Genomic DNA, 24,782 nt, shown 5'->3' with positions numbered 1-24,782 from the left:
AGGGCCAGTACGGACCTCCGCGGGCCGGCCCGTGCCGGCGGAGGCTCCGGCCCGCGTCGTCCTAACCGGGGCTGTCGCCGCCGGAGTTGCCGTTGCTGCCACCGCTGCTGCCGTTGCCGTTGCCGTCGCTGCTTCCGCTGTTCCTTCCGGTGAAGGTGTCGCGCAGCTTGCCGCCCAGGTCGCCGGCACCGCCGGCGATGTCGCGGACGAGACCCACCAGCGGGTCCTTGCTGTTCTTGAACGACTCGGTGTAGTGGCCGGCCGACTGCTTGAACGAGTCGGACACGGATGTCTGCTTGTCGTCCTCACGCCGGTCGTAGTGGCCGTCCATGATCCGCTGGTAGTCACGGCTCTCCGCCCACCGCTTCAACTCGGCCGCACGCACAGCCGTGAAGGGGTGGCTGCGCGGCAGCACATTCATGATCTTCAGCACGGAGTCGCGGATGTCGCCGCCCGACTCGTACTCCTCGGCCTGCGCGAGGAAGGAGTCCACGTTCATCTCGTGCAGGTGGTTGCCGCCCGCGAGCTTCATCAACCCCCGCAGTGAAGCCTGCAGATCCTGCCCGACGAGCAGCCCCGCACGGTCCGCCGACAGCTCCGACTTGCGGAACCATTCGCGCAGCGCCGTCACGATCGCCATGATCGCGACGTTGCCCAGCGGGATCCACGCGACCTTGACCGCGAGACTGGTCAGGAAGAGCAGTATGGTGCGGTAGACCGAGTGCCCCGACAGCGCGTGGCCCACCTCGTGGCCGATGACGGCCCGCATCTCCTCCTCGTCCAGCAGCTCGACGAGGCCGGTGGTGACGACGATGACGGGCGCGTCGAGCCCGATGCACATCGCGTTCGGATTCGGGTCCTGACTGACGTACATCGGCGGGACCTTCTCCAGGTCCAGTATGTAACAGGCGTCCCGCAGCATCGAGTTGAGATGCGCGAACTGGTCGTCGTTGACGCGCACCGAGTTGGCGAGGAAGAGCAGCCTCAGGCTGCGCTCGGTCACGAGGCCGCTCAGTGCCTTGAATACCGAGTCGAAACCGCTCAGCCTGCGCAGCGCGACGAGCGCCGAGCGGTCCGAGGGGTGTTCGTACGCCCGGGAGGAGATCCCGGGGAAGCGGCGCCGGTTGCGGCCGGGCAGCCGCTCGGTGCCTGTGGTGTCGCTCATCGCGTTCCCCCTGTCGCTTCGTCACCGTTCGCGGTGGATTGAGGTCAGCCTAGGGCCTGTCCGGGAATGGGCCCGGGCGATCGGAACCGGAATCGCGGGGCGAACGCGCCCTGCGGGAAACCCCGGATGTCGGGAGGAGACGTCACCGGGCTCCGGAAGGTTGCGTGGCCGGAGGGACGACTGGGACACACCGGGACGCGGGGCCGGAGTTGCGGGGATCCGGGCCGAGTTGCCCAGCCGCGGACGGAACCGTGAGCGGAGCGGATCCGGGCGCGGGAGGGGAACCGAGAGGTGGCGTCGGAGCGCCGGCGGCCCCCGCATACGATGTGCAGCACACAACGTACTGTCCGGCCCACACGTGGATAGGTCCTGCCGAGATGACGCTTCCCAGCACCGCCCACCACGCCTTCGCCGTCCTGGCCTCCGAGGGCGGCGAGCACGGAGGCGACCACGACCCCGTGCTCCCCTTCATCACCGGTGGCGGGGCGCTGCTGGCTCTGCTTCTGCTGCTGTGGATCACCACCCGCTTCAACCGGGACCGCTGACCTCCACGCGGTTCGCCGCCGTCCCGGAGCTCCGGTGGCCCCCGGGACGCCGCCGCGCGGCGGTGCGGCCGCGGCCTGTGCGTCGTACAGGCGGAGCAGCGGAGCGCGGACCGAGGGGATAAGGTCGGCTCGCATGGGAGAGGACATAGTGCCCGGCACCGGCAAGCGGCGGCTGGGAGTGATGGGCGGGACGTTCGACCCGATCCACCACGGGCACCTCGTCGCCGCCAGTGAGGTGGCCACGCGCTTCCACCTCGACGAAGTCGTCTTCGTTCCGACCGGACAGCCGTGGCAGAAGAGTCACCAGCAGGTATCGCCGGCCGAGGACCGCTATCTGATGACGGTCATCGCGACGGCCTCCAACCCGCAGTTCTCGGTCAGCCGCATCGACATCGACCGCGGCGGCCGCACCTACACCATCGACACACTGCGTGATCTGAGAGCCGCCAACCCGGAGACGGATCTCTTCTTCATCACCGGCGCGGACGCCCTCGCCCAGATCCTGGGCTGGCGCGACGCCGACGAGCTGTTCTCCCTGGCCCACTTCATCGGCGTCACGCGGCCCGGGCACGCGCTGACCGACCCGGGCCTGCCGGACGGCGGGGTGTCGCTGGTGGAGGTCCCGGCGCTTTCCATCTCCTCGACGGACTGCCGTGCGCGGGTCAGTCGGGGAGACCCGGTCTGGTATCTGGTCCCGGACGGCGTCGTGCGCTACATCAACAAGCGGGGGCTGTACGGGGACGAGGAGGCGTCCCGGACATGAACGAACGCTACGGATACGACCCGTACGGGCAGCAGCAGGGCGGGCAGCGGCCCGGAGAGCCGCGGTTCCTCGGCTACGACGAGCACGGCCAGCCCGTCTACGGCTACGAGGAGAGCGGACCGTACGGGCAGCAGTCCGCACAGCCGGGGCAGCCCGAGCCGCAAGGGTACGGATACGACGGCTATGACGGGCGCGGCGGCTACGACGGACGCGGCGGGCACGAGGAGTACCGCGGGCACGAGGGCTACGGCGCGTACGGCACGCAGCAGGGGGCGCCGCAGCCGTACCCGCAGAATCCGGCGCCGCAGCAGCAGACCCAGCAGCACACGCAGCAGCAGACCCACCAGGAGTGGATCCCGCAGCAGCAGCCTTCCGCGGGCGCGGGCGCGGGCGCGGGCGCGGGCGCGGGTGCGGGTGCGACCGGCACCGGCACCCAGGCGGGCGGCCAGGGCCAGGCCCCCGACGGGGGATACCGCACGGAGCAGTTCTCCTTCGTCGAGGAGCCCACGGACGACTCCGAGGACGTCATCGACTGGCTCAAGTTCAGTGAGAGCCGCACAGAGCGCCGCGAGGAGGCCAAGCGCCGCGGCCGCAACCGCGTCGTCCTCCTCGTCGTGGTCCTCGTCATGATCGCGTCCGGCGGCGTCGGATACCTCTGGTACGCGGGCAAGCTGCCCGGCCTGGGCGGCGACCGGGGCGGTGCCGCCACGGCGGCCGGCCAGCAGCGCGACGTGATCGTCGTGCATCTGCGCTCGCTGAACGGCGGCGGCAGCTCGACCGCGCTCCTCGTGGACAACGCGGACGCCAAGCGCGGCAACACCGTGCTGCTCCCCAACTCCCTCGCCGTGTCCGGCGAGAACGGCACCACGACCACCCTGGCGAAGGCCGTCGAGGACGAGGGGACGGCACCGACCAGGGAGGCCCTCGGGACGCTCCTGGGCGCCGACATCAAGGGCAGCTGGCGGCTGGACACCCCGTACCTGGAGAACCTCGTCGAGCTGGTCGGCGGCATCAAGATCGACGCGAACGCCACCGTCCCCGGTGAGAAGAAGGGTGACAAACCGCTGGTCAAGCGTGGCAGAGCGCAGACGCTCGACGGGCGCGCCGCGGTCGCCTACGCGACCCACCGGGGCAGGGGCGAGCCGCAGACGCGTCAGCTGGAACGCTTCGGCGAGGTCATGCACCAGACGCTGCGGAAGCTCTCCAGCGACCCCGAGGCGGCGACGAGGACCGTGGAGACCCTCGGCCAGATCCCCGACCCGTCGCTGCCGGAGCCCGAGCTGGGCGCGTCCCTCGCGAAGCTGGCGAGCCAGGCGAAGGGCGGCGCGTACAGGACGCAGGTGCTGCCCGTGAGGGCGAACGGCACGCTCAGCGAGCGCACGAGTGACGGCCTGGTGAAGCAGGTACTCGGCGGCACGGTCAAGAACACCGACCCGGACGCGGCACCCAGGGTGAAGATCGTCAACGCGAGCGGCAAGCGCGGCAGCGACGACACGGCCAACGCGGCGCTGGTCAACAGCGGCTACACCGTCGTCAACGGCGGGGCCGGCAGCAAGGCGCAGGCGAGGTCCCAGGTCACGTACTCCGACGGCAAGTTCAAGGCCAAGGCGCAGGAAGTGGCCAAGACCCTCGGTCTGCCCGGGAACGCGGTAAGCAAGGGCAAGGGTGCGGCGAACGCGGATGTGAGCGTCGTGCTGGGCCGGGACTACAAGGAGTGAGAGCGCCCGGCCGGTCGTGAGATCCTGGTGCTGATACGTACAGATGACCGCTGCTTCCCGATTCGAAAGCTTTGCCTGTGACCGCCACTGACCGTTCCATCGAGCTGATCGACGCCGCCGCCCAGGCGGCCGCGGACAAGCTCGCGCACGACATCGTCGCCTACGACGTCAGCGATGTCCTCGCCATCACCGACGCCTTCCTCCTCGCCTCCGCGCCCAACGACCGGCAGGTCAAGGCCATCGTCGACGAGATCGAGGAGCGGCTGCTGAAGGAGGAGGGCGTCAAGCCGGCCCGCCGCGAGGGCGAACGTGACGGGCGATGGGTCCTTCTCGACTTCGTCGACATCGTGGTGCACGTTCAGCACAGCGAGGAGCGGGTCTTCTACGCGCTGGAACGGCTCTGGAAGGACTGCCCCGAGATCGACCTGCCGGAGGACGCCAAGGCGACGCACGGCAAGGGCCGCGAGCACGCGGTGAGGGAGGCCGCCGGCGAGACCGACGGTGACGGCCCCGGCGACGGCCGGTCGGACGCCTCCGCGCCGGGCGGGCCCGCGTCCGGGCAGGACGGAAGCGCAGGAACGCGGTGACGGCGCAGCCGGCCGTCACCCCCGCGGAGACCGCGCGCCGCGACCGCAGGATCGTCCTCTGGCGGCACGGGCAGACCGCGTGGAACCTCGAGCGCCGGTTCCAGGGCTCCACCGACATCGAGCTGACCCCGGAGGGCCTGGAACAGGCGCGCCGCGCCGCCCGGCTGCTCGCCGGCCTGCGACCGGACGCGATCCTCGCCTCCGACCTGCGCCGAACCGCCGACACCGCCGCCGAACTCGCCTCCATCACAGGGCTCGACGTGACACACGACGAAGCGCTGCGCGAGACGTACGCGGGCGCGTGGCAGGGGCTCACGCACGAGGAGATCGTCGAGCGGTACGGCGACGAGTACGCGGCATGGAAGCGCGGAGAGCCGGTGCGGCGCGGCGGCGGCGAACTGGAGACCGAGGTCGCCGACCGGGCCGCGCCCGTCGTCGAGCGGACCGCGGAGAAGCTGCCGCCCGGAGGCACGCTGGTCGTCGTCAGCCACGGCGGCACCATCCGCACGACCATCGGACGGCTGCTCGGCCTCGTGCCCCACACATGGGAAGCGCTGGGCGGGCTCTCCAACTGCTGCTGGTCCGTGCTGGGTGAGGGCCTGCGCGGCTGGCGGCTGATGGAGCACAACGCGGGGACGCTTCCGCAGCCGGTCCTCGGGGACGACGACTGACGACTGGGCCCTGCCCGGCCGGCGGCCCGGCAGGTTGTCGTGTGCTGATTTCCCATCCCGCCTGGTCACGGGTTACGCTTCCTCCCGTTCGCGGGGCCGCCGGATGTACGTGACGTCCGGGGGTGCGTGAACTGCCCGGGGCTATAGCTCAGTTGGTAGAGCGCTTGCATGGCATGCAAGAGGTCAGGAGTTCGATTCTCCTTAGCTCCACGAGTTCGAGGGTGATCTGTGTCCGCGGAAAGCGCGGACCGGGTCGCCCTCGTTGTTTTTGCGAGGCTTCGCCTCGCGGGGCGGGGGCTGCGCCACCCGCACCCCCGGCGGGGGCTTCGCCCCCGGCGCCCCTGGTTGTGGTTGCGGTGGGTGGGTCTCTTGCGGGCCTCGTACCCGGGCCCCGTTGGGGTTGGGGCGCTCTTTCGGCGGGGGCTTCGCCCCCGGCGCCGCCGGTTGTGGTTGCGGTGGGTGGGTCTCTTGCGGGCCTCGTACCCGGGCCCCGTTGGGGTTGGGGCGCTCTTTCGGCGGGGGCTTCGGGGCCCTGCTGCTCCGTTGTGGCAGGGGTCGGTGGTCCGGGGCTTCTGCGGCGTTGCGGGGCTTCGTCGTCCGCAACAGCGGGTGGTGGACAAGGGGTTCGCGGCGGCCGTGGGCACAGATGTGGGGTTTCCGTGGGGTTCGTACCCGGAATATCCAGGGGCCTGCGGGGTGTTTGGTTACGAGGTTCGTCACCGCGGGCATGTGCGTTGAGGCGCAGGCCGGAACCGGAATGAAGCCGGCTCCGTCGATTCTGCGAGGCTCGGCCCCACCACGCGGTCCGTCGACTATCGCCGACCAGGGCTCCTGAGCAGTGGGAGAACGTGGCAGAATCGTGATGGCCGGAGGGGGAAGGCCGAGGGGAGGGACGTGTGCGATGTCGGCAGAGGTCCTCATCGAGGACAGTCGGCAAACGGTCCACCCGCGCACAGGTCCCGATGCCGGCCCGGCAGTGGCGTCGTCACGTACGTTGCTGTGTCCGGCATGCGGTTCATCGGACGTTGCCCAGATGCTCGGCGACAATGGAGGAGTTTCCTACGTGTGCACGACCTGCGGCCACAGCTGGGGCTGATGACTGATGGGCGCACACAGCCGGAAGTGCGACTGGTGTGGCAGCGGCACGCCGGTCGTCCGCGACATGGAGCCGGTCAACCCGGAGTTCCAGTTCTGGTGTGAGGACTGCGCGCGGGCGCTGATCATAAAGGGCGATCCGATCGAAACCTACAGGGAGTTGGACGGAGAGCCCATCTACGGCCGCCTGCTCGACGAGCACTGCACCCTGAAGCGCTTCTACTCCTTCGTCACCGCCTGACGGCACCGGCTCCGACAATCAACCTGTCCGTGACGCGGCGGGGTTGGCCTCCGGCTCGTACGGGGCCGGCCTGCGCAGCGCCCGCACGGACAGCACGCCCGCCAGCACCAGGAAGCCCACGCCCCCGGCCGGATAAAGCGCCGAGAGAGCCATCTCCCCGGCCGTCTGGTGGAGTTCCGGCTTCACCGGACCGGGTTCGCCGTGCGGCACCCACCACAGCGCGTACGAACAGAACAGCAGCGTCGCGGCCCCGGCCGACGCCCGCCACAACGCGGTCCGTTCGCGCGCCAGCGCCTCGGCACCCAGCAGCATCACGAGAGGCACGCACCACACCCAGTGGTGCGACCACGAGACGGGGCTCACCAGCAGGGCGGTGAAGGCGCACGCGAGAGCCGCCCACGCAGGTGCGAACGGCAGCCGCCGGCTCCCCGCCGAGGCCGCCGCGACGGCGACGGCCAGCCCGAAGAGGGCGACCAGGGCAGCGGTCGCGAGCCAGAGCCACCCCGGATCACCGGTGTGCAGCAGCCGGGCCGCGACCCCGCGCAGCGACTGGTTGTCGGTGATCTCCGCATGCCCGACGCGGTCCGACCGGAAGAGGACGTCGAACCAGAACCGCCGCGAGTCGTACGGCAGGACCAGCGCGCCCAGCAGCACGGTCCCTGCGAACGACCCCGCGGCGACGGCGGATTGCCGCAGCTGGCGATTCCAGGCTGCCGCCGGCCCGCTGCCGGCGCGCAGGCCCCGTATCGCCCGGACCGTTCCGTACAGCGCGAGGAAGACCGCGAAAAGAGCAGGCGTCAGCTTGATCCCCGCGGCGAGGCCGATGCCCGCGCCCGCGAAGCGGTGACCGGGGCGGCGCGAGAGGTCCCACAGCGCAAGTGCCGTCACGAGCAGGTTGATCTGCCCGTAGCGCAGCGTCGTCCACACCGGTTCGCACCACACGGCGACGGACGAGATCAGCAGCACGGCAGCCGGGCGCGGCAGACCGGCGAAGCGGGAGGAACCGGCCTGGCCCCCGCTCATGCGCAGGGTCGTAACGGACAGGTGGACCACCGCCACCAGCAGGACGAGGTTCCCCGCCGTCCCCAACGTCCGCATCTGCGCGACGTCCAGCAGCGTCAACGGCACGAACAGCAGTGCCGCGAAAGGTGGATACGTAGTGGGCAGATCCGCGTAGGTGGCGCGCATCGCGTACAGATCGCCACCGGTACGGACGGTCCAGCCCTCCGCCCGGTAGACCATGAGGTCGATCATGGAGACCCCGCTCACGCGCTGAGCCGTCCAGAACGCGGCGAAGGAGACCAGGCAGACACCGCAAGCGATCAGCACCGGACGCCGCAGTACGGCGGCCGGCAGCGGGGTGCGGCCACGGGACCGGCTCTGTGCGGACTGCTGCAGTGCGCTCACGGCGGGTGCGGGCTCCCCGGAGTCGTGATCATCGGGAACACGGGCGGACGGCGGCGGGATGACGGGCGAGAGCGTCGACAGTACCCGGCGGCAGGACGGGCCGGTCGGACCGCGAGAAGCGGCGGGAATCGGATTTGGCGGAACGTGGCAGAGGCCGTGTAAGGTTGGCGACGCCGCCGCGGGGCGAACCCCCGGCGGACCAGTATTGGGGCTATAGCTCAGTTGGTAGAGCGCTTGCATGGCATGCAAGAGGTCAGGAGTTCGATTCTCCTTAGCTCCACGAGTTCGAGGGTGATCTGTGTCCGCGGAAAGCGCGGACCGGGTCGCCCTCGTTGTTTTTGCGAGGCTTCGCCTCGCGGGGCGGGGGCTCCGCCACCCGCACCCCCGACGGGGGCTGCGCCCCCGGCACCCCCCGGCGGGGGCTTCGCCCCCGGCACCCCCTGTGCCCCCGGTTGTGGTTGCGGTGGGTGGGTGTCTTGCGGGGTCGCGAGCTCGGCGCAGCGTTGGTTGAGGCTCGTGGGTCGGTGGGGTTCGGGGTCCAGGGCGTGGTGGGCCCAGGGTGGCGGGCGACAACTCAAAGGTTCGGGCCGGGACTTCGTGGCGGCGGCGGAAAGGGCCCGTGAAACACGTCACCGCTGCCCAGGGGCCCGGGGGAATCGCGGACGACGCGGCACAGGCCTTGCGGTACCCTGACCGCATGCGTGCCGTACGCCTTCTGCTTAGCCGGCCGCGCTGATCAGTCCCTGTCCCCGGGTCAGAAGACCGGAAGGACCGGAATCGGCGCGGCGTCCCCTCCTGTGCGAGGGGATTTTTCATTTGTGCTCGGCAGAGACGACCGATGGAGCTTTGAGGACGATGACCGAGACGACGAACGCCGCGGAGAGCGCGGCTCCCCATCGCTACACGGCGGCGCTGGCCGCCGACATCGAGGCGCGCTGGCAGGACTTCTGGGAGAAGCAGGGCACGTACGAGGCGCCGAATCCCGGTGACGGTGACCTCGCCGGCGACCCCGCGACGGTGGCCAGGCCCAAGAAGTTCATCATGGACATGTTTCCGTACCCCTCGGGTGCGGGCCTGCACGTGGGTCACCCGCTGGGGTACATCGCCACGGACGTCTTCGCCCGCTTCCAGCGGATGACCGGGCACAACGTCCTGCACACGCTGGGCTTCGACGCCTTCGGCCTCCCCGCCGAGCAGTACGCGGTGCAGACCGGCACGCACCCGCGGACGTCGACCGAGGCCAACATCGTCCAGATGAAGGCGCAGCTGCGCCGCCTGGGCCTGGGCCACGACCAGCGACGCGGCTTCGCCACGATCGACCCGGACTACTACAAGTGGACCCAGTGGATCTTCCTGCAGATCTTCAACTCCTGGTACGACCCCGAGGCGGACAAGGCCCGTCCGATCGGAACACTCATTGACCAGTTCGCGTCGGGCGAGCGCGAGACGCCTGAGGGATTCGGGCGCTGGGACGAACTGAACGATGTGCAGCGGGCCGAGGTGCTGGGCGAGTACCGGCTGGCGTACGCATCCGACGCTCCCGTCAACTGGTGCCCCGGGCTGGGCACCGTGCTGGCGAACGAGGAGGTCACGGCGGAGGGGCGCTCCGAGCGTGGCAACTACCCCGTCTTCAAGGCGGAGTTGCGCCAGTGGAACATGCGCATCACCGCCTACGCGGACCGGCTGCTGGACGACCTGGACGGCCTGGACTGGCCCGAGGCGATCAAGCTGCAGCAGCGCAACTGGATCGGGCGGAGCGAGGGCGCCCGCGTCGAATTCCCGCTGGGCGACGAGAAGATCGAGATCTTCACCACCAGGCAGGACACCCTGTTCGGCGCGACCTACATGGTGCTGGCTCCCGAACATCCCCTGGTCGACAGCGTCGTGCCCGTGGAATGGCCCGAGGGCACCCACGAGGTGTGGACCGGCGGTCACGCCGACCCCGCCGCTGCCGTCGCCGCCTACCGTGCGCAGGCCGCCTCGAAGTCCGACGTCGAGCGGCAGGCCGAGGCCAAGGACAAGACCGGCGTCTTCACCGGCGCCTACGCCACGAACCCCGTCAACGGCGAGCGGGTGCCCGTCTTCATCGCCGACTACGTGCTGATGGGCTACGGCACCGGCGCGATCATGGCCGTCCCGGCGCACGATCACCGCGACTTCGCCTTCGCGCGCGCCTTCGAACTGCCCATGCGGTGCGTGGTGGAGCCCTCCGACGGCCGTGGCACGGACACCGACCGGTGGGACGAGGCATTCGTTTCCTACGACGCGAGGATCGTCAACTCGTCCGGTGAAGTCTCCCTGGACGGTCTGGGCGTGACCGAGGCCAAGGCCAGGATCACCGAATGGCTGGAGAGCAGGGGCATCGGCGCCGGCACCGTCAACTACCGCCTGCGTGACTGGCTGTTCAGCCGCCAGCGGTACTGGGGCGAGCCCTTCCCGATCATCTACGACGAGGAAGGCGTCGCGCACTCGCTGCCCGAGTCGATGCTGCCGCTGCAACTGCCCGAGGTCGACGACTACTCACCGCGGACATTCGAGCCCGACGACGCCGACACCGTTCCCGAGACGCCGCTGTCGCGCAACGAGGAATGGGTCAACGTCACCCTCGACCTGGGCGACGGCAAGGGCCCGCGCCGCTTCCGCCGCGAGACCAACACCATGCCCAACTGGGCGGGTTCGTGCTGGTACGAGCTGCGCTACCTGGACCCGAACAACCGCGAGCAGCTGGTCGACCCCGGAGTCGAGCGCTACTGGATGGGCCCCCGCGAGGGGATGCCGCACGGCGGTGTCGATCTGTACGTCGGCGGAGCCGAACACGCGGTGCTGCACCTGCTGTACGCGCGTTTCTGGTCGAAGGTGCTGTACGACCTGGGGCACGTCTCGTCGGCCGAGCCGTTCCACAAGCTGTACAACCAGGGCATGATCCAGGCGTACGTCTACCGCGACAGCCGCGGCATCGCCGTGCCGGCCGCCGAGGTGGAGGAGGCCGACGGCGAGTACTTCCACGGCGGCGAGCGTGTGAGCCGGCTGCTGGGGAAGATGGGCAAGTCCCTGAAGAACGCGGTCACACCGGACGAGATGTGCGCCGAGTACGGCGCGGACACGCTGCGTCTGTACGAGATGGCGATGGGCCCCCTGGACGTGTCGCGGCCCTGGGACACGCGCGCCGTCGTCGGCCAGTACCGGCTGCTGCAGCGCCTGTGGCGCAACGTGGTCGACGAGGCGACCGGCGAGGTCACCGTCGTCGACGCGGAGCCGGACGAGGAGACGCTGCGCGCGCTGCACAAGGCGATCGACGGCGTCACCCAGGACATGGCGGCGCTGCGCTTCAACACGGCCATCGCGAAGATCACCGAGTTGAACAACCACGTCACCAAGGTGCGTGAGGTGCCGCGCTCGGTGGCCGAGCAGATGCTGCTGCTGATCGCCCCGCTGGCGCCGCACGTCGCCGAGGAGCTGTGGCGGAGGCTGGGTCACGAAGAGAGCGTCGTGTACGAGGACTTCCCCGTCGCCGACCCCGCTTACCTGGTCGACGAGACCGTGACCTGCGTGGTGCAGGTGAAGGGCAAGGTCAAGGCGCGGCTGGAGGTCTCCCCGTCCATCTCGGAGGCCGACCTGGAGGCACAGGCGCTGGCCGAGCCGGCGATCGTCGGTGCGCTGGGCGGTGCGGGAATCCGGAAGGTGATCGTGCGGGCACCGAAGCTGGTGAACGTGGTTCCGGGCTGAGCCCGTTCCACACCCCGGGGCCCGGGCGGCAAGACGCGTCTGCGTCGTATCGGGCCCCGCGGCTGTCCCGTCCGGCCGCCTCGCAAGCCTCCTCCACGGCCGTCCCCTACGGGCCGGGCGAGGGGTGGGTCAGGGACTCGTGGAACGCCCGGCCCGGCGGGTCCGTTTAGGCTGGAGAAAGACGGACCGTGGTGGACGGATGAAGGAGCTCGCTCGTGGAATTCGTCATCGGCGTTCTGGCGCTGCTTTTCGTGCTCTTCGTGACCTTCGGCGTCATCGCCGCGGTGCGCATGACGCGAGCCGTGCAGCGCGGCGTCGAACGTACGGGCACCCAGGTGCGCCGGACGGTCGAGGAGACGACGCTGCGGGCGAGGAGCGCCCAGCCCGGCCCGGTCGGCGAGCTCGCGCGAAGGCGACTGGAGCTGCGCACATCCATCGACGGCACGCGCCGGGCCCTGGAGTCGGACATCTCGCGCGACCCGTCCCTCCAGGAGGCGCTCGGTCTCCTCGACCGTCTGCACGAGCACGCGCGGCAGCTCGACGGAGAGATGCAGCTGCTGATGGAGCGTGAGCCCGACAAGGCACGCACCGCCGCCCTCATGCCGGAAGTCCGTGAACGCGTCGCACGGATCAAGGAGTCCGCGGACTCGCTGCGCTTCGCGGCGCAGGAGCGTGCCAGCCGGTACGACTCCGAGGCCCTGGGTGCGCTGCGTGAGCAGATCGAGATCGAGTCGGGAGCGCTGCGCCACTGGCACGGGGAGGGCACGCCCGCCGGCCGTGAGGTCGAGGCGGGTGCGGAGCCGCAGCGCGGCGATGCGCCGCCCGGCATCGAGAAGGGGCGCATCGAGAAGGGCCGTCCGCAGAGCGCCTCCTGAGACGGCGGTAGCCTCCCTCCATGTCCCGCACCACCTCAAGCCAGGTCGCGATCGTCACCGATTCGACGGCCTATCTCCCGGCGTCGGCCCTGACGCGGCACAGGATCGACATCGTGCCGCTGACCGTGGTGCTCGGGGACAGGGCCCTGGAGGAGGGCAACGAGATCTCGGCGCGTTCGCTGGCCGAGGCGCTGCGCGAGAGGCGCCCGGTGACGACGTCGAGGCCGAGCCCCGCGGTCTTCGCGGAGCGGTACCGGGCCGCGGCGGAGGCGGGCGCGGAGGGAATCGTCTCGCTGCACCTGTCCAGCGAGATCAGCGGGACCTACGACGCGGCCGTCGTGGCCGCCCGCGAGGCGCCGGTGCCGGTGCGGGTGGTGGACAGCGGCGTGGTGGCCATGGCCCTGGGGTTCTGCGCGCTGGAGGCGGCCCGTACCGCCGAGGGTGGCGGCTCCCTCGACGAGGCGGTGGCGGCCGCGGAGAAGCGGGCCGAGGGGATCTCCGCCTACTTCTACGTCGACACCCTCGACTATCTGCGCCGCGGCGGCCGTATCGGTGCCGCGCAGAAGCTCCTGGGCTCGGCGCTGGCCGTCAAGCCGCTCCTTCAGCTGGCGGACGGACGGATCGAGATGCTGGAGAAGGTGCGGACGGCTTCGAAGGCGATCGCCCGGCTGGAAGAGATCGTGGTGGAGAGGGCGGGTGACGCGAACGTCGACATCGCCGTGCACCACCTCGCGGCGCAGGAGCGCGCCGACCAGCTTGCCGAGCACCTGCGTGAACGGGTGCCGGGGCTGGGGGAGATGCATGTGAGCGAGGTGGGCGCCGTGATCGGGGCGCATACCGGGCCGGGGCTGCTGGGCACGGTCGTGTCGCTGAAGTGAGTGACGCCGGTATCCACAACTGGCAGGTTGTCCCCGGGAATTGAGCAAGATCACATGCGGGCGGTGACGGTCTCTAGCGTCTGACGGCATGAGCGCCCGATCTCGTCTCGTCCCCCGTCCTCGTCCTGCTTCCCGTCACAAGGCCGGCCGTCATCAGCGCAGGGCTCCTGTTCCCGCGGACGCCGGCGCCCGGGCGCGTCGGCGAGCCCGTCACCGGTCCCGGAGCCGGCCGGGCTTCCCGGCAGGTGCAGGAGCTTCATCGGATTCCACTCGGCGACCCGGCGGCCCGGGGGGTCATGCCTCGCGGGCCGGACGCGCGGGCGACGCCCGGCCGGGGGCAGGGGGCACGACCACAGCTGACGCGCTGCCCTGCCTGCCCGGGGCCCGGGCCGCCTCGCTGCTCGCCGATGCCGGCACGGAGGGTGCGGCGAAGGGCGAGACGGTGTCCGGGAGCAGCGGCCCCGGCGGTGGCACGGGTCTCGATCCTCCGGCGCCCGGCGCTTGCGGCACGCCGGGCGCGGTGGTTCTGCCGCGTGCCGCCGCCATGGCAAGCGCGCGGGAGTCCGTACGGCGCAGCCGGGCCCGGCGCGCGGCCATGCGTCCTTCGTCACCTGCCCCGAGTGCCGCTGCCGCACGGGAAGCCCGGGACGGCGGGCTCGGGGGTGACCGGCCGGCGCCCGGGGCGGGGGTCTCCGCGCCTGAGCCCGCGCCCGAGCCTGAGCCCGCGGACGCGCCTGAGCCCGCGGGGGAGGCCGGGACGCCGGGGGCGTGGGGGAGGGTCCGGCTCGCCCTGTGCGAACGGCTCCCGCTGTGGGTGCGTCTGCGCTGCGGGATCGAGCCGAGGACGTTGTTCGCCCTCGCTGTCGTGCTCGCCGTCGCCGTCGGATTCGCCGTCCACCACTTCTGGACGGGCCGCCCCGCGGCGGTGCGGGCACCTGCGGCGGAGCGGGCTCCCACCGGCACGGCGCCGGACGGGCAGGGCCCCGCGGGACGTGCGGGGGAGGCGGCGAGAGTCCGGGGCCAACTGCCCGGCGGGCGGCTCGTGGTGGACGTCGCCGGCAAGGTACGCAGGCCCGGCATCTACAAGTTGCCGAACGGTGCCCGGGTCGCCGACGCGCTGAAGGCTGCCGGCGGCGTCCGCCCCGGCACCGACGTCAGCGGGCTCAACCGGGCCCGGCGCGTCGTCGACGGGGAGCAGATCGTCGCCGGGGGCCCCTCCGCGGGAGGCGGCGCCCGGCCCGGGCCGGGCGGTGGTGGTACCGGCGGGGACGTGAGCGGCGGGCCGGCAGCCGGGGCGGGTGCCGGTGGCGCTCCGCCGGGAGGGCTTGTGAGCCTCAGCTCGGCGACGTCGGAGCAGTTGGAGACGCTTCCCGGCGTCGGTCCCGTCCTCGCGCAGCACATCGTGGAGTACCGGGAGCAGCACGGCGGCTTCACCTCCGTCGACCAGCTCAAGGAGGTCAACGGCATCGGCGACCGCCGCTTCGCCGACATCCGGCCGAAGGTGAGCCCATGACCGGCGGCCTCTGCGCGACCGGCAGCCGGGCGGCGGGGGCGGCTGGGGATATCACGGCCCGGAGGCGGCAGGAGGACGCCGCGGACCTGCGGCTCGTTCCGCTCGCGCTGGCCGCGTGGGCCGCCGCGGCACTGGCGTGGGGCGTGCCCGGTGCCGTGTCCGTCGCCGGGGTGGCGGCATGCGTGCTGGCAGCGGCTCTGCTGCTCCTGCGGGCGGGGTGCGGGCGGCGGAGGCACGGGAGCCCCGGGGGCCCTTCCGGGGGTCTGCCGCGGCTCCGCAACGGCTTCCGCGAGGGGCCGGGCAGCCGCTCTCCCGTCCTCGTCACCGCCGCCGGGGCCCTGCTCTGCGCGGCCGCCGGGGGAGGGGTCGCGGCGCTCCACTCGGCGGACCTGCGCCGTGGACCACTGCCGCGGCTGGCCGAGCAACACGTCACGGCAACAGTGGAGTTGACCGTGCAGGAGGACCCGCGGCGGCTCCGGCCGCGGGTGCGTGGCGCCCAGCAGACCCCGGGAGCCCTGCTCTTCCGGGCCGAGGCCACCCGCGTCACGGCCCGGCCCTCCGCGGGGCCGGTCCGCGGCACGCCGCCCGGGCCAGTCGACCGCACCGTGCGCACGCCGGTACTCGTCATCGTCCAGCAGCGGGACGGGCCGCCGCCCAAGCGGTGGCAACGGCTTCTGCCCTCGACGGGCCTGAGGGCCGAGGCGCGGCTCGCGGCGCCCCTGAACGCGGGGCACGGGGAGGACGTCGCCGCCGTCGTCCGTCTGCGGGCCGACGGGCCGCCACCCGTCGTCCGCGGCCCCACGGACCTTCAGCGCGGAGCGGGCAACCTCCGCGCGGGCCTGCGGGAAGCGGCCGACGACCTCCGCGGGGACGCGCGCGGCCTGCTGCCGGGACTGGTCGTGGGCGACACGTCACGGCTGCGGCCGGACCTGGAGGAGGCCTTCCGCGTCACGGACATGACGCACCTGCTTGCGGTGAGCGGCGCGAACCTCACGATCATGCTCGCGGTGCTCATCGGACCGCCGGGGACCGCCCATCTCGCGGAGCGGCGTGGCCTCGCACCGCGACTGGGCGTCTCCCTGCGGGTCACCGCCGTCCTCGGTGCGCTGGTCACGCTGGCCTTCGTCGTCGTCTGCCGTCCGGAGCCGAGCGTCATACGGGCGGCCGGCTGCGGGCTGATCACTCTGGTCGCCCTCGTCACGGGGAGGCGGCGCACCCTGCTGCCCGCGCTGGCCGCCGTGGTGCTGCTGCTCGTGCTGCACGACCCCCGGCTCGCGCTCGACTTCGGCTTCCTGCTGTCGGTACTGGCCACCGGCGCGCTGCTCACGCTCGCTCCGCGCTGGAGTTGTGTGCTGCGGCGCAGGGGGATGAACGGGCGCCTTGCGGAGGCTCTCGCGGCGGCCGCCGCCGCACAGGTCGTATGTGCGCCGGTGGTGGTGGTGCTGGCGTCGCACGTCAGCCTCGTCGCCGTACCGTGCAACCTTCTCGCGGAGTTCGCCGTCGCTCCCGCGACCGTGCTCGGCTTCGCGGCCCTGGCCGCGGCCCCGGTCGCGATGCCGGTCGCCAAGTCGCTGGCGTGGCTGGCGGGTTGGCCCGCCGAGGGCATCGCCGCCCTCGCACGCACGGGAGCCGGCCTGCCGGGGGCGGAGATCGGCTGGCCCGGCAGCTGGACGGGTGCGCTGCTGCTCGCGGCGCTCACCGCCGCCGTGCTGCTGCTGGGCAGGAGGGCAGAGCTGCCGACGCCGCTGGGACATCCCTGGCTGTGCGCGGCGTGCGTGCTGCTCATGCTGCTGGCGGTGGTGCGTCCGGTGCCGCTCGTACGGCCGTTGACGGGCTGGCCGCCGTCCGGGTGGAGGCTCGTGGCGTGCGACGTCGGACAGGGCGACGCGCTCGCGCTGGCGACGGGGAAGGCGCACACGGCGGTGGTCGTCGACGCGGGCCCGGATCCGGCGGCGGTCGACCGGTGCCTGCGCACGCTCGGTGTCACCTCGGTTCCGCTCGTCGTACTGACCCACTTCCATGCGGACCACGTCGCGGGACTTCCCGGTGTACTCAAGGGCAGGAGCATCGGAGCGATCCAGACCACGACCCTCGAAGAACCGCCCGGCCAAGCGGAGTTCGTGCGCCGCACGGCCGCGCGTGCCGGAGTCCGCGTCATCGGCTCGACGGCGGGTGAACGCCGGCGCGTGGGGGAGCTGTCCTGGCAGGCCCTGTGGCCCGGGCCGCCGGGGCCCGCGCCGGGCGCCCTCCAGTCCGAGGGCGCCAACGATGCCAGCATCACCCTGCTCTTCCGCAGCGGCGACCTGTCGCTGCTGCTTCCCGGAGATCTCGAACCAGCCGCGCAGAGCGGTCTGTTGGCGGCGTACCCGGCGCTTCCCTCCGTGGACGTGCTGAAGGTCGCCCACCACGGCTCCGCCTATCAGGACCCCCGGCTGCTGGCGCGGCTGCGCCCCCGCATCGCCCTGATCAGCTGCGGCCCGGACAACCCGTACGGCCACCCCGCGCCCCGTACCGTCGCCGCGCTGCGCGCCGTGGGGGCCCTGGTGCGCCGGACGGACCGCAGTGGCGCGCTGGCGGTGACGGGCTCGCGAATACGAGGAGGCGCCGGCGGGGGCGAAGAGGGGACAACGGCCGTGGTGACGGAGCGCGCGACGGACGACGCACCTGCGGTGCCCCGTTCGCCTCCCTTGCCCGGCGGGTGACCTGCGGGACCGGGTGCGGAGCGCCGCACGCCCCGACAGCGGGGCGCGGGGCGCGGTCCCCGCATGCCTCCGGGCCGATCACCGGGCCCGGACGACCGGCCCCACACCAGCCCTGGACCACCCGCCCGTGAGCGGACCGCCGGGCGGGGGAGGGGTCCGCTCACGGGCGGGGAGGGGGCCACCGGTCCCCGGACCCGGCCAAGAAAACCGGCGGGGGAGGGGCAGGCCCGGGGAGTGGTCCGCCGGAGCTGCCCCGGTCCACCCACCTCACCGGACCTGCCCCGGTCCACCGCCTCACCGGACCCGGAGCGGTCCACCGGCCCGGGCCCCCGACTACCGGTCCCGATCCACCGGCCCGATCCACCGGCCCGATCCACCGGCCCCGATCCACCGGTCCCTGTCCGTCCGGCCTCCGGGCCCCGGTCTGTGCCTGCCCGTCCGGCCTTCCGTCTGAGAGGCCGGTCAGTCCCACTCCAGCCAGCCGTCGTACTCGTCCGCGAGCACGTCCAGCAGCTTCGGGTCGTACCGGCCCTGCGGGGCCTCGAGCACCACCAGCCACTGGGCGTCCTCGGCGTCGTCCTCTCCCGCGAGCGCTTCCCGCACCAGCTGCGGTTCCCCGTGCGGTCCCTCGAAGCGCCGGGTCACCTCCTCAGCGACCTCTTCGGCCGCGTCGCGGTCGGGCAGCACCAGGATGTGTCGTACGTCCGTCACACCGGCATTCTGCTCCGGACAGGAGTGTCGGTGCGCCGTGGGATGCTGTTCGGCGATGGCTGGCACGCGGAAGAAGACGACGGACGACCCCCTGACCCCTGTCACGCTCGCGGTGGGGCAGGAGGAGCTGCTGCTGGAGCGTGCGGTGCGGGAGGTGGTGGCCGCGGCACGCGCGGCCGACCCCGACACCGATGTGCGCGAGCTCGCCTCCGCGGACCTCCAGCCGGGCACGCTCGCCGAGCTGACCAGCCCGTCCCTCTTCGCGGAGCGCAAGGTCGTCGCCGTGCACGGCTCGCATGACCTCTCCGCGGAGTCCGTCAAGGATGTGAAGGCGTATCTCGCCTCCCCCGCCGAGGAGATCACGCTCGTCCTCCTGCACGCCGGCGGCGCCAAGGGCAAGGGGCTGCTCGACGCGGCGCGCAAGGCCGGTGCGCGCGAGGTTGCCTGCGCCAAGCTGACCAAGCCGGCCGACCGGCTCGCGTTCGTAAGGGGCGAGTTCCGCGGGCTCGGCAGGTCGGCGACCCCGGAGGCGGCCCAGGCTCTCGTGGATGCCGTGGGGAGCGATCTGCGTGAACTTTCCTCCGCCTGCTCCCAGTTGGTGGCGGACATCGAGGGCACCATCGACGAGGCGGTCGTCGCTCGCTACTACACAGGGCGGGCCGAGGCCTCCGGCTTCGCCGTCGCCGACCGTGCCGTGGAGGGCCGTGCGGCGGAAGCGCTGGAGACGTTGCGCTGGGCGATGGCGACCGGCGTCGCCCCGGTGCTGATCACCAGCGCGCTGGCGCAAGGTGTGCGCGGCATCGGCAAGCTCGCCTCCGCGCCTCGCGGCATGCGCGCGGGCGACCTGGCGCGGGAACTGGGCATGCCGCCGTGGAAGGTCGACAGGGTCCGTCAGCAGATGCGCGGCTGGTCGGCGGACGGAGTCTCCACCGCACTGCGCGCGGTTGCGGCAGCCGACGAGGCGGTCAAGGGCGGCGGCGACGACCCGGAGTACGCGCTGGAGCAGGCGGTGCTCGCCGTCGCCGAGGCCGCCCGCTCACGTTGACCCGCCGCCGTGCGCCCAGCCGTGCGGGCGCTCCACCGCTCGCCGCCTGGCTGCTTCCACCGCCCGGCTCTCCGGCCCGCACCGGCCCCTTGCCGTACACACCCTGAACGCCGCCGAAACACCGCCGAGCGCCGCCGAACCCCGCTGAAACGCCGCGAAGGTCCCGTGGACGCCGGGGAAAGCGTCCGCGGGACCTTCGTCGGTTCAGTACGTGATCGCGAAGCGATCTCCGCGCCGCACCCGCGTGGCGAACGCAGGCCGCGTGCGGCGCGTGGATCACACCGTGAGGTCCGTGGACGCAGTAGAACGTCCGCGGAGCCCGTGCACGCTGTGAGCAGCCGGTGCGGAACGGAGTGAGAGGGCCCGTGGGACCCGCACCGGCGGTGAGGCTGTCAGCCCTTGAGGGCGGAGACGTGCTTGGCGAGCGCGGACTTCTTGTTCGCCGCGTTGTTCTTGTGCAGCACGCCCTTGCTGACGGCCTTGTCGAGCTTGCGGTCGGCGGTGCGGCGGGCCTCGGTGGCCTTCGCCGCGTCGCCGGCGGCGACGGCCTCGTGAGTGCGGCGGATCGCCGTCTTGATCTCCGACTTGACCGCCTTGTTGCGCTGACGCGCCTTCTCGTTGGTCCTGATCCGCTTGATCTGGGACTTGATGTTCGCCACGAAAAAGAGCCTTTACGGGTTCGGTGATGGTGCCTTCAGTGCCACCGTGAGCTTCTGCTGCGGGCGCCGGCTTCGACCCGGCACCGCGTCCGGAACATTCGCGGAGGCCGGGACCGGCGTGATCCGCGTGATGAGAGTGATCAGCCCGGCCGGCCGCAGAGCGCACGAGGCACAGTCGGTCAGGCTACCAGCAGGCTCCGTGGCCTCCCAATCCGGTCCGTACCGCGCGCGCATGGGACCATGGGGGCTGCGAAATCGTACGAGAGCTTCCCGAAGAGCCTCACGGAGGCCCTTCCCGCCGACCCCCGACAGACCCGACAGGACCCCGCGTGCCCGCGACCCCTTCGAACGTGCCGGAGCCGAGCCGCACCGACCCGGCGCTGATCCGTAACTTCTGCATCATCGCGCACATCGACCACGGCAAGTCGACGCTCGCCGACCGCATGCTCCAGCTGACCGGCATCGTCGACGACCGGCAGATGCGTGCGCAGTACCTCGACCGCATGGACATCGAGCGTGAGCGCGGCATCACGATCAAGTCGCAGGCCGTGCGCATGCCCTGGGCGCCGACGGGGGCCGAGGACACCCCGCACATCCTGAACATGATCGACACCCCGGGCCACGTCGACTTCACCTACGAGGTCTCCCGGTCGCTCGCCGCGTGCGAGGGGTGCGTCCTGCTGGTCGACGCGGCTCAGGGGATCGAAGCGCAGACGCTCGCCAACCTGTATCTGGCGATGGAGCACGACCTCACGATCATCCCCGTGCTGAACAAGATCGACCTTCCGGCGGCCCAGCCCGAGAAGTTCGCCGCGGAGCTCGCGCACCTCATCGGCTGCGAGGTGGAGGACGTGCTGAAGGTCTCCGCGAAGACCGGCGAGGGTGTGAAGGAGCTGCTGGACGAGGTGGTCCGGCAGGTGCCGCAGCCCGTCGGTGACGCCAAGGCGCCCGCCCGCGCGATGATCTTCGACTCGGTGTACGACGCGTACCGTGGTGTCGTTACGTACATCAAGGTCGTCGACGGTCAGCTGGGCAAGCGCGAGCGCATCCGCATGATGTCGACGAACGCGACCCACGAGCTGCTGGAGATCGGCACCAACTCGCCGGAGATGACGGCGGCCGACGGCCTGGGCGTCGGTGAGGTCGGCTATCTGATCACCGGTGTGAAGGACGTGCGCCAGTCCAAGGTCGGCGACACCGTGACCAGCTTCACCAAGGGAGCCGAGCAGGCGCTGCCCGGGTACAAGGACCCGAAGCCCATGGTCTTCTCCGGCCTGTATCCGCTGGATGGCTCCGACTACCCGGAGCTGCGCGACGCTCTGGACAAGCTCCAGCTCAACGACGCGGCGCTGACGTACGAGCCGGAGAACTCCGTCGCGCTCGGCTTCGGCTTCCGCGTGGGCTTCCTCGGGCTGCTGCACCTGGAGGTGATCCGGGCGCGTCTGGAGCGGGAGTTCGATCTCGACCTCATCGCCACCGCTCCCAACGTCGTCTACCGAGTGGAGATGGAGGACGGCACCGAGCACCAGGTCACCAACCCCAGCGAGTTCCCCACCGGCAAGATCGACAGGGTGCACGAGCCGGTCGTACGGGCCACGCTGATCGCGCCCAGCGAATTCGTCGGCGCGATCATGGAGTTGTGCCAGTCCCGGCGCGGCAGCCTCCAGGGCATGGACTACCTCTCGGAGGACCGCGTCGAGTTGCGGTACACCCTCCCGCTCGCGGAGATCGTCTTCGACTTCTTCGACGCTCTGAAGTCCCGTACCCGCGGCTACGCCTCGCTCGACTACGAGCCGACCGGCGAGCAGACGGCCGACCTGGTCAAGGTCGACATCCTGCTCCAGGGCGACCAGGTCGACGCGTTCTCGGCGATCGTCCACAAGGACAAGGCGTACTCCTACGGCTCCCGCATGGCGAACAAGCTGCGCGAGCTCATTCCGCGCCAGCAGTTCGAGGTGCCCATCCAGGCGGCCATCGGGGCCCGCGTCATCGCGCGTGAGACCGTCCGCGCGATCCGCAAGGACGTGCTCGCGAAGTGCTACGGCGGTGACATCTCCCGCAAGCGGAAGCTTCTGGAGAAGCAGAAGGAAGGCAAGAAGCGGATGAAGGTCGTGGGCCGCGTCGAGGTGCCGCAGGAGGCATTCATCGCCGCGCTCTCGACCGACAGCGCGGGGCCCGGGGCCGAGGGCGCCAAAGCGAAGAAATAAAAATAACGAAAGGGCTACTCGAGCTGCCCGGAAAAGACGAAGAAACAGGGTGAGACGGGCCGTTCGCGGCCCGTCTCTCTGTGTTTCCTGGGGAGCCTGTGACGATCGCGAGGTGATCGGGACATTACGCGTCGCGGCCCCCTTACGTTGGGAGGGTGACGGCCTCTAGGCTGGCCGCTGTTTCTAGTTACTCGTGAGTCAACAAGCACTCACCCCACGCAACTACACCGAGCTCAAGGTGCGGGCCAGCGGAGGATGTCGTGAGCGACACACAACCCCTGATCGAGAACCGGCCGCCCTCCGTGGCGACCCTCTTCCTGGAAAGGGTCGAGGCCACCCCGGACGCCGAGGCGTACCGCTATCCGGTGCCCTCCGCCGCCGGTGAAGGACCTGACGACTGGCGCAGTTACACCTGGGCCCAGGCGGCGAAGCGCGTCTTCGGGATCGCGGCGGGCCTGATGACCCTCGGTGTCGTCCCCGAGGAGCGCGTGGCCATCGCCTCCGGCACCCGCGTCGACTGGATCCTCGCCGACCTCGGAATCCTGTGCGCGGGCGCCGCGACCACCACGGTCTACCCGAGCACCAACGAAGAGGAGACCGCGTACATCCTCGCGGACTCCGACAGCCGCGTCCTCTTCGCGGAGGACGCCGAGCAGCTGGCAAAGGTGCGCCAGCGCCGCTCGGAGCTGCCCGGTCTCAAGCACGTCGTCCTCATCGACGCCGGTGACGTCTCCGAGTCGGGTGGCATCTCCGGCGCCGGACCCGAGTACGGCGACCCCGAGGGCTGGGTCATCAGCCTCGACGAGCTGACCAGGCGCGGCAACGAACACCTCCTGCAGAACTCCGGCTGCGTCAAGAAGACGGTGCAGGCGCTGCGTTCGGATCAGCTCGCCACGCTCATCTACACCTCCGGCACGACGGGCAGGCCCAAGGGTGTGCGGCTGCCCCACGACTGCTGGTCGTACATGGCCAAGGCCATCGCCCAGTCCGGTCTGGTGACGAACGAGGACGTGCAGTACCTGTGGCTGCCGCTGGCTCACGTCTTCGGCAAGGTGCTCACGGCCGGACAGATCGAGGTCGGTCACGTGACCGCCGTGGACGGCCGCATAGACAAGATCATCGAGAATCTGCCGGTCGTGCAGCCGACGTACATGGCGGCCGTGCCCCGGATCTTCGAGAAGGTCTACAACGGTGTCGCCTCCAAGGCGAAGGCCGGCGGTGCAGCAAAGTTCAAGATCTTCCAGTGGGCGGCCGGTGTGGCCCGCGAGTACGCAAAGGTCACGCAGGAGAACTTCCGCCGTACCGGCAACGCCACGGCGCCCGCCGGTCTGAAGGCCAAGCACGCCGTCGCCGACCGGCTCGTCTACGCCAAGCTGCGCGAGGCATTCGGCGGGCGGCTGCGCGCCTGCGTCTCCGGCTCGGCCGCTCTCGCCCCCGACATCGGCTACTTCTTCTCCGGTGCCGGCATTCACATCCTGGAGGGGTACGGGCTCACCGAGTCCTCCGCCGCCAGCTTCGTGAACCCCGGCGAGGCGTACCGGACGGGCACCGTCGGCAAGCCCCTGCCGGGCACCGAGGTGCGCATCGCCCAGGACGGCGAGATCCTGCTGCGCGGCCCCGGCATCATGGAGGGCTACCACGGGCTGCCCGACAAGACGGCCGAAGTCCTCGAGTCGGACGGGTGGTTCCACACCGGTGACATCGGCGAGCTGTCGGAGGACGGCTACCTGCGGATCACGGACCGGAAGAAGGACCTGATCAAGACCTCCGGCGGCAAGTACATCGCGCCGGCCGAGGTCGAGGGGCAGTTCAAGGCCCTGTGCCCGTACGTCTCCAACATCCTCGTGCACGGCGCCGATCGCAATTTCTGCACCGCCCTCATCGCGCTGGACGAGGTGAGCCTCACCGCGTGGGCGGAGGAGCAGGAGTCGCTGAAGGGCAAGCCGTACAGCGAGGTCGTCACCAGCGACGAGGTGCGGCAGATGGTCGACGGCTACGTGGAGGAGCTCAACGGCATGCTCCAGCGCTGGCAGACGATCAAGAAGTTCCGCGTGCTGCCCCGCGACCTGGACATCGAGCACGGTGAGCTGACGCCCAGCCTGAAGCTCAAGAGGCCCGTGGTGGAGCGGGAGTTCGGGCATCTGATCGAGGAGATGTACGCGGGGACGCGCGAGGGCTGAGGGAGCGGTCCGCGCGAGGCCAGGTCGAGGGGACCCCGCGAGGCCGATACGGACGGCGTGGGCCGGGCGGTGGGTACGCGACGCCGCCCGGCCC

18 protein-coding genes and 2 tRNA genes are annotated in these 24,782 nt (G+C 71.3%); 16 read left to right on the top strand and 4 right to left on the bottom strand.

Annotated features, from left to right (window positions below; genetic code table 11):
- Window positions 1-61: 61 nt before the first annotated feature.
- The gene (locus EV375_RS07890; RefSeq protein WP_130298815.1) at window positions 62-1,165 is read right to left on the bottom strand and encodes a M48 family metallopeptidase; all 1,104 of its coding nucleotides are present in this window, start codon (window positions 1,163-1,165) and stop codon (window positions 62-64) included.
- A gap of 377 nt (window positions 1,166-1,542) precedes the next feature.
- Here EV375_RS07890 and EV375_RS29060 point away from each other — a divergent pair, with 377 nt between their 5' ends.
- From EV375_RS29060 to EV375_RS07855, 7 genes are all read left to right on the top strand, one after another.
- Entirely contained in the window at window positions 1,543-1,710 is a 168-nt protein-coding gene (locus EV375_RS29060) for a hypothetical protein (RefSeq protein WP_165434697.1), read from the top strand.
- Between the two features lie 133 nt (window positions 1,711-1,843).
- Window positions 1,844-2,473: a nicotinate-nucleotide adenylyltransferase gene (nadD, locus tag EV375_RS07885; RefSeq protein WP_130298814.1), complete on the top strand. Its 630-nt coding sequence runs from the start codon at window positions 1,844-1,846 to the stop codon at window positions 2,471-2,473.
- Window positions 2,470-4,191 carry an LCP family protein gene (locus EV375_RS07880; RefSeq protein ID WP_130298813.1) on the top strand — a complete coding sequence of 574 codons (1,722 nt, stop codon included), beginning with the start codon at window positions 2,470-2,472 and terminating at the stop codon, window positions 4,189-4,191. Before nadD ends, EV375_RS07880 begins: the two co-directional genes overlap by 4 nt.
- Before the next feature lie 77 nt (window positions 4,192-4,268).
- The gene (rsfS, locus tag EV375_RS07875) at window positions 4,269-4,778 is read left to right on the top strand and encodes an RsfS/YbeB/iojap family protein (RefSeq protein ID WP_486588356.1); all 510 of its coding nucleotides are present in this window, start codon (window positions 4,269-4,271) and stop codon (window positions 4,776-4,778) included.
- The gene (locus tag EV375_RS07870) at window positions 4,775-5,449 is read left to right on the top strand and encodes a histidine phosphatase family protein (protein ID WP_130298812.1); all 675 of its coding nucleotides are present in this window, start codon (window positions 4,775-4,777) and stop codon (window positions 5,447-5,449) included. Before rsfS ends, EV375_RS07870 begins: the two co-directional genes overlap by 4 nt.
- 137 nt (window positions 5,450-5,586) lie before the next feature.
- Window positions 5,587-5,659, top strand: a tRNA-Ala gene (locus EV375_RS07865).
- Between the two features lie 892 nt (window positions 5,660-6,551).
- Entirely contained in the window at window positions 6,552-6,785 is a 234-nt protein-coding gene (locus EV375_RS07855; protein WP_028435094.1) for a hypothetical protein, read from the top strand.
- 18 nt (window positions 6,786-6,803) lie between these two features.
- Here the strand turns inward: EV375_RS07855 and EV375_RS07850 are convergent, their stop codons facing one another.
- The gene (locus EV375_RS07850; protein ID WP_486588355.1) at window positions 6,804-8,192 is read right to left on the bottom strand and encodes a glycosyltransferase family protein; all 1,389 of its coding nucleotides are present in this window, start codon (window positions 8,190-8,192) and stop codon (window positions 6,804-6,806) included.
- 207 nt (window positions 8,193-8,399) lie between these two features.
- On the opposite strand from EV375_RS07850, the gene EV375_RS07845 reads away from it, so the two are divergent.
- The 6 genes from EV375_RS07845 (at window position 8,400) to EV375_RS07820 (ending at window position 17,886) form a co-directional block, all read left to right on the top strand.
- Window positions 8,400-8,472 (top strand) — tRNA-Ala (locus EV375_RS07845).
- A 575-nt stretch (window positions 8,473-9,047) separates the two neighbouring features.
- On the top strand, window positions 9,048-11,918 hold the full coding sequence (leuS, locus tag EV375_RS07840; RefSeq protein ID WP_130298810.1) for a leucine--tRNA ligase: 2,871 nt from the start codon (window positions 9,048-9,050) through the stop codon (window positions 11,916-11,918).
- 215 nt (window positions 11,919-12,133) lie between these two features.
- Entirely contained in the window at window positions 12,134-12,793 is a 660-nt protein-coding gene (locus EV375_RS07835; RefSeq protein WP_207228014.1) for a hypothetical protein, read from the top strand.
- A gap of 20 nt (window positions 12,794-12,813) precedes the next feature.
- Complete coding sequence (locus EV375_RS07830) at window positions 12,814-13,671, top strand: DegV family protein (RefSeq protein WP_130298809.1); 858 nt, start codon at window positions 12,814-12,816, stop codon at window positions 13,669-13,671.
- 847 nt (window positions 13,672-14,518) lie between these two features.
- Entirely contained in the window at window positions 14,519-15,184 is a 666-nt protein-coding gene (locus tag EV375_RS29615; RefSeq protein WP_486588354.1) for a ComEA family DNA-binding protein, read from the top strand.
- Window positions 15,181-17,886: a ComEC/Rec2 family competence protein gene (locus tag EV375_RS07820; protein ID WP_165434696.1), complete on the top strand. Its 2,706-nt coding sequence runs from the start codon at window positions 15,181-15,183 to the stop codon at window positions 17,884-17,886. The genes EV375_RS29615 and EV375_RS07820 overlap by 4 nt, the downstream gene beginning before the upstream one ends.
- Window positions 17,887-18,348: 462 nt before the next feature.
- Here EV375_RS07820 and EV375_RS07815 read toward each other — a convergent pair whose 3' ends face one another.
- Window positions 18,349-18,597, bottom strand: a complete 249-nt coding sequence (locus EV375_RS07815; RefSeq protein WP_130298807.1) for a hypothetical protein — start codon at window positions 18,595-18,597, stop codon at window positions 18,349-18,351.
- 55 nt (window positions 18,598-18,652) lie between these two features.
- Here EV375_RS07815 and holA point away from each other — a divergent pair, with 55 nt between their 5' ends.
- A complete protein-coding gene (gene holA / locus EV375_RS07810) occupies window positions 18,653-19,642 on the top strand; it encodes a DNA polymerase III subunit delta (RefSeq protein ID WP_130298806.1) in 990 nt (329 codons plus the stop codon).
- Window positions 19,643-20,034: 392 nt separating this feature from the next.
- Here the strand turns inward: holA and rpsT are convergent, their stop codons facing one another.
- A complete protein-coding gene (rpsT, locus tag EV375_RS07805) occupies window positions 20,035-20,301 on the bottom strand; it encodes a 30S ribosomal protein S20 (RefSeq protein ID WP_130298805.1) in 267 nt (88 codons plus the stop codon).
- Window positions 20,302-20,630: 329 nt separating this feature from the next.
- Here rpsT and lepA point away from each other — a divergent pair, with 329 nt between their 5' ends.
- Window positions 20,631-22,508: a translation elongation factor 4 gene (gene lepA / locus EV375_RS07800; protein WP_130298804.1), complete on the top strand. Its 1,878-nt coding sequence runs from the start codon at window positions 20,631-20,633 to the stop codon at window positions 22,506-22,508.
- Window positions 22,509-22,768: 260 nt separating this feature from the next.
- Window positions 22,769-24,688 (top strand): AMP-dependent synthetase/ligase, encoded by a 1,920-nt coding sequence (locus tag EV375_RS07795; RefSeq protein ID WP_130298803.1) that lies wholly within the window; start codon window positions 22,769-22,771, stop codon window positions 24,686-24,688.
- The last annotated feature ends 94 nt before the right edge of the window (window positions 24,689-24,782 follow it).

It is taken from the genome of Streptomyces sp. CNZ301 (assembly GCF_004217425.1).
The sequence above is the reverse complement of the archived record's forward strand: the minus strand, read 5'-3'. Positions and strand labels throughout refer to the sequence as shown.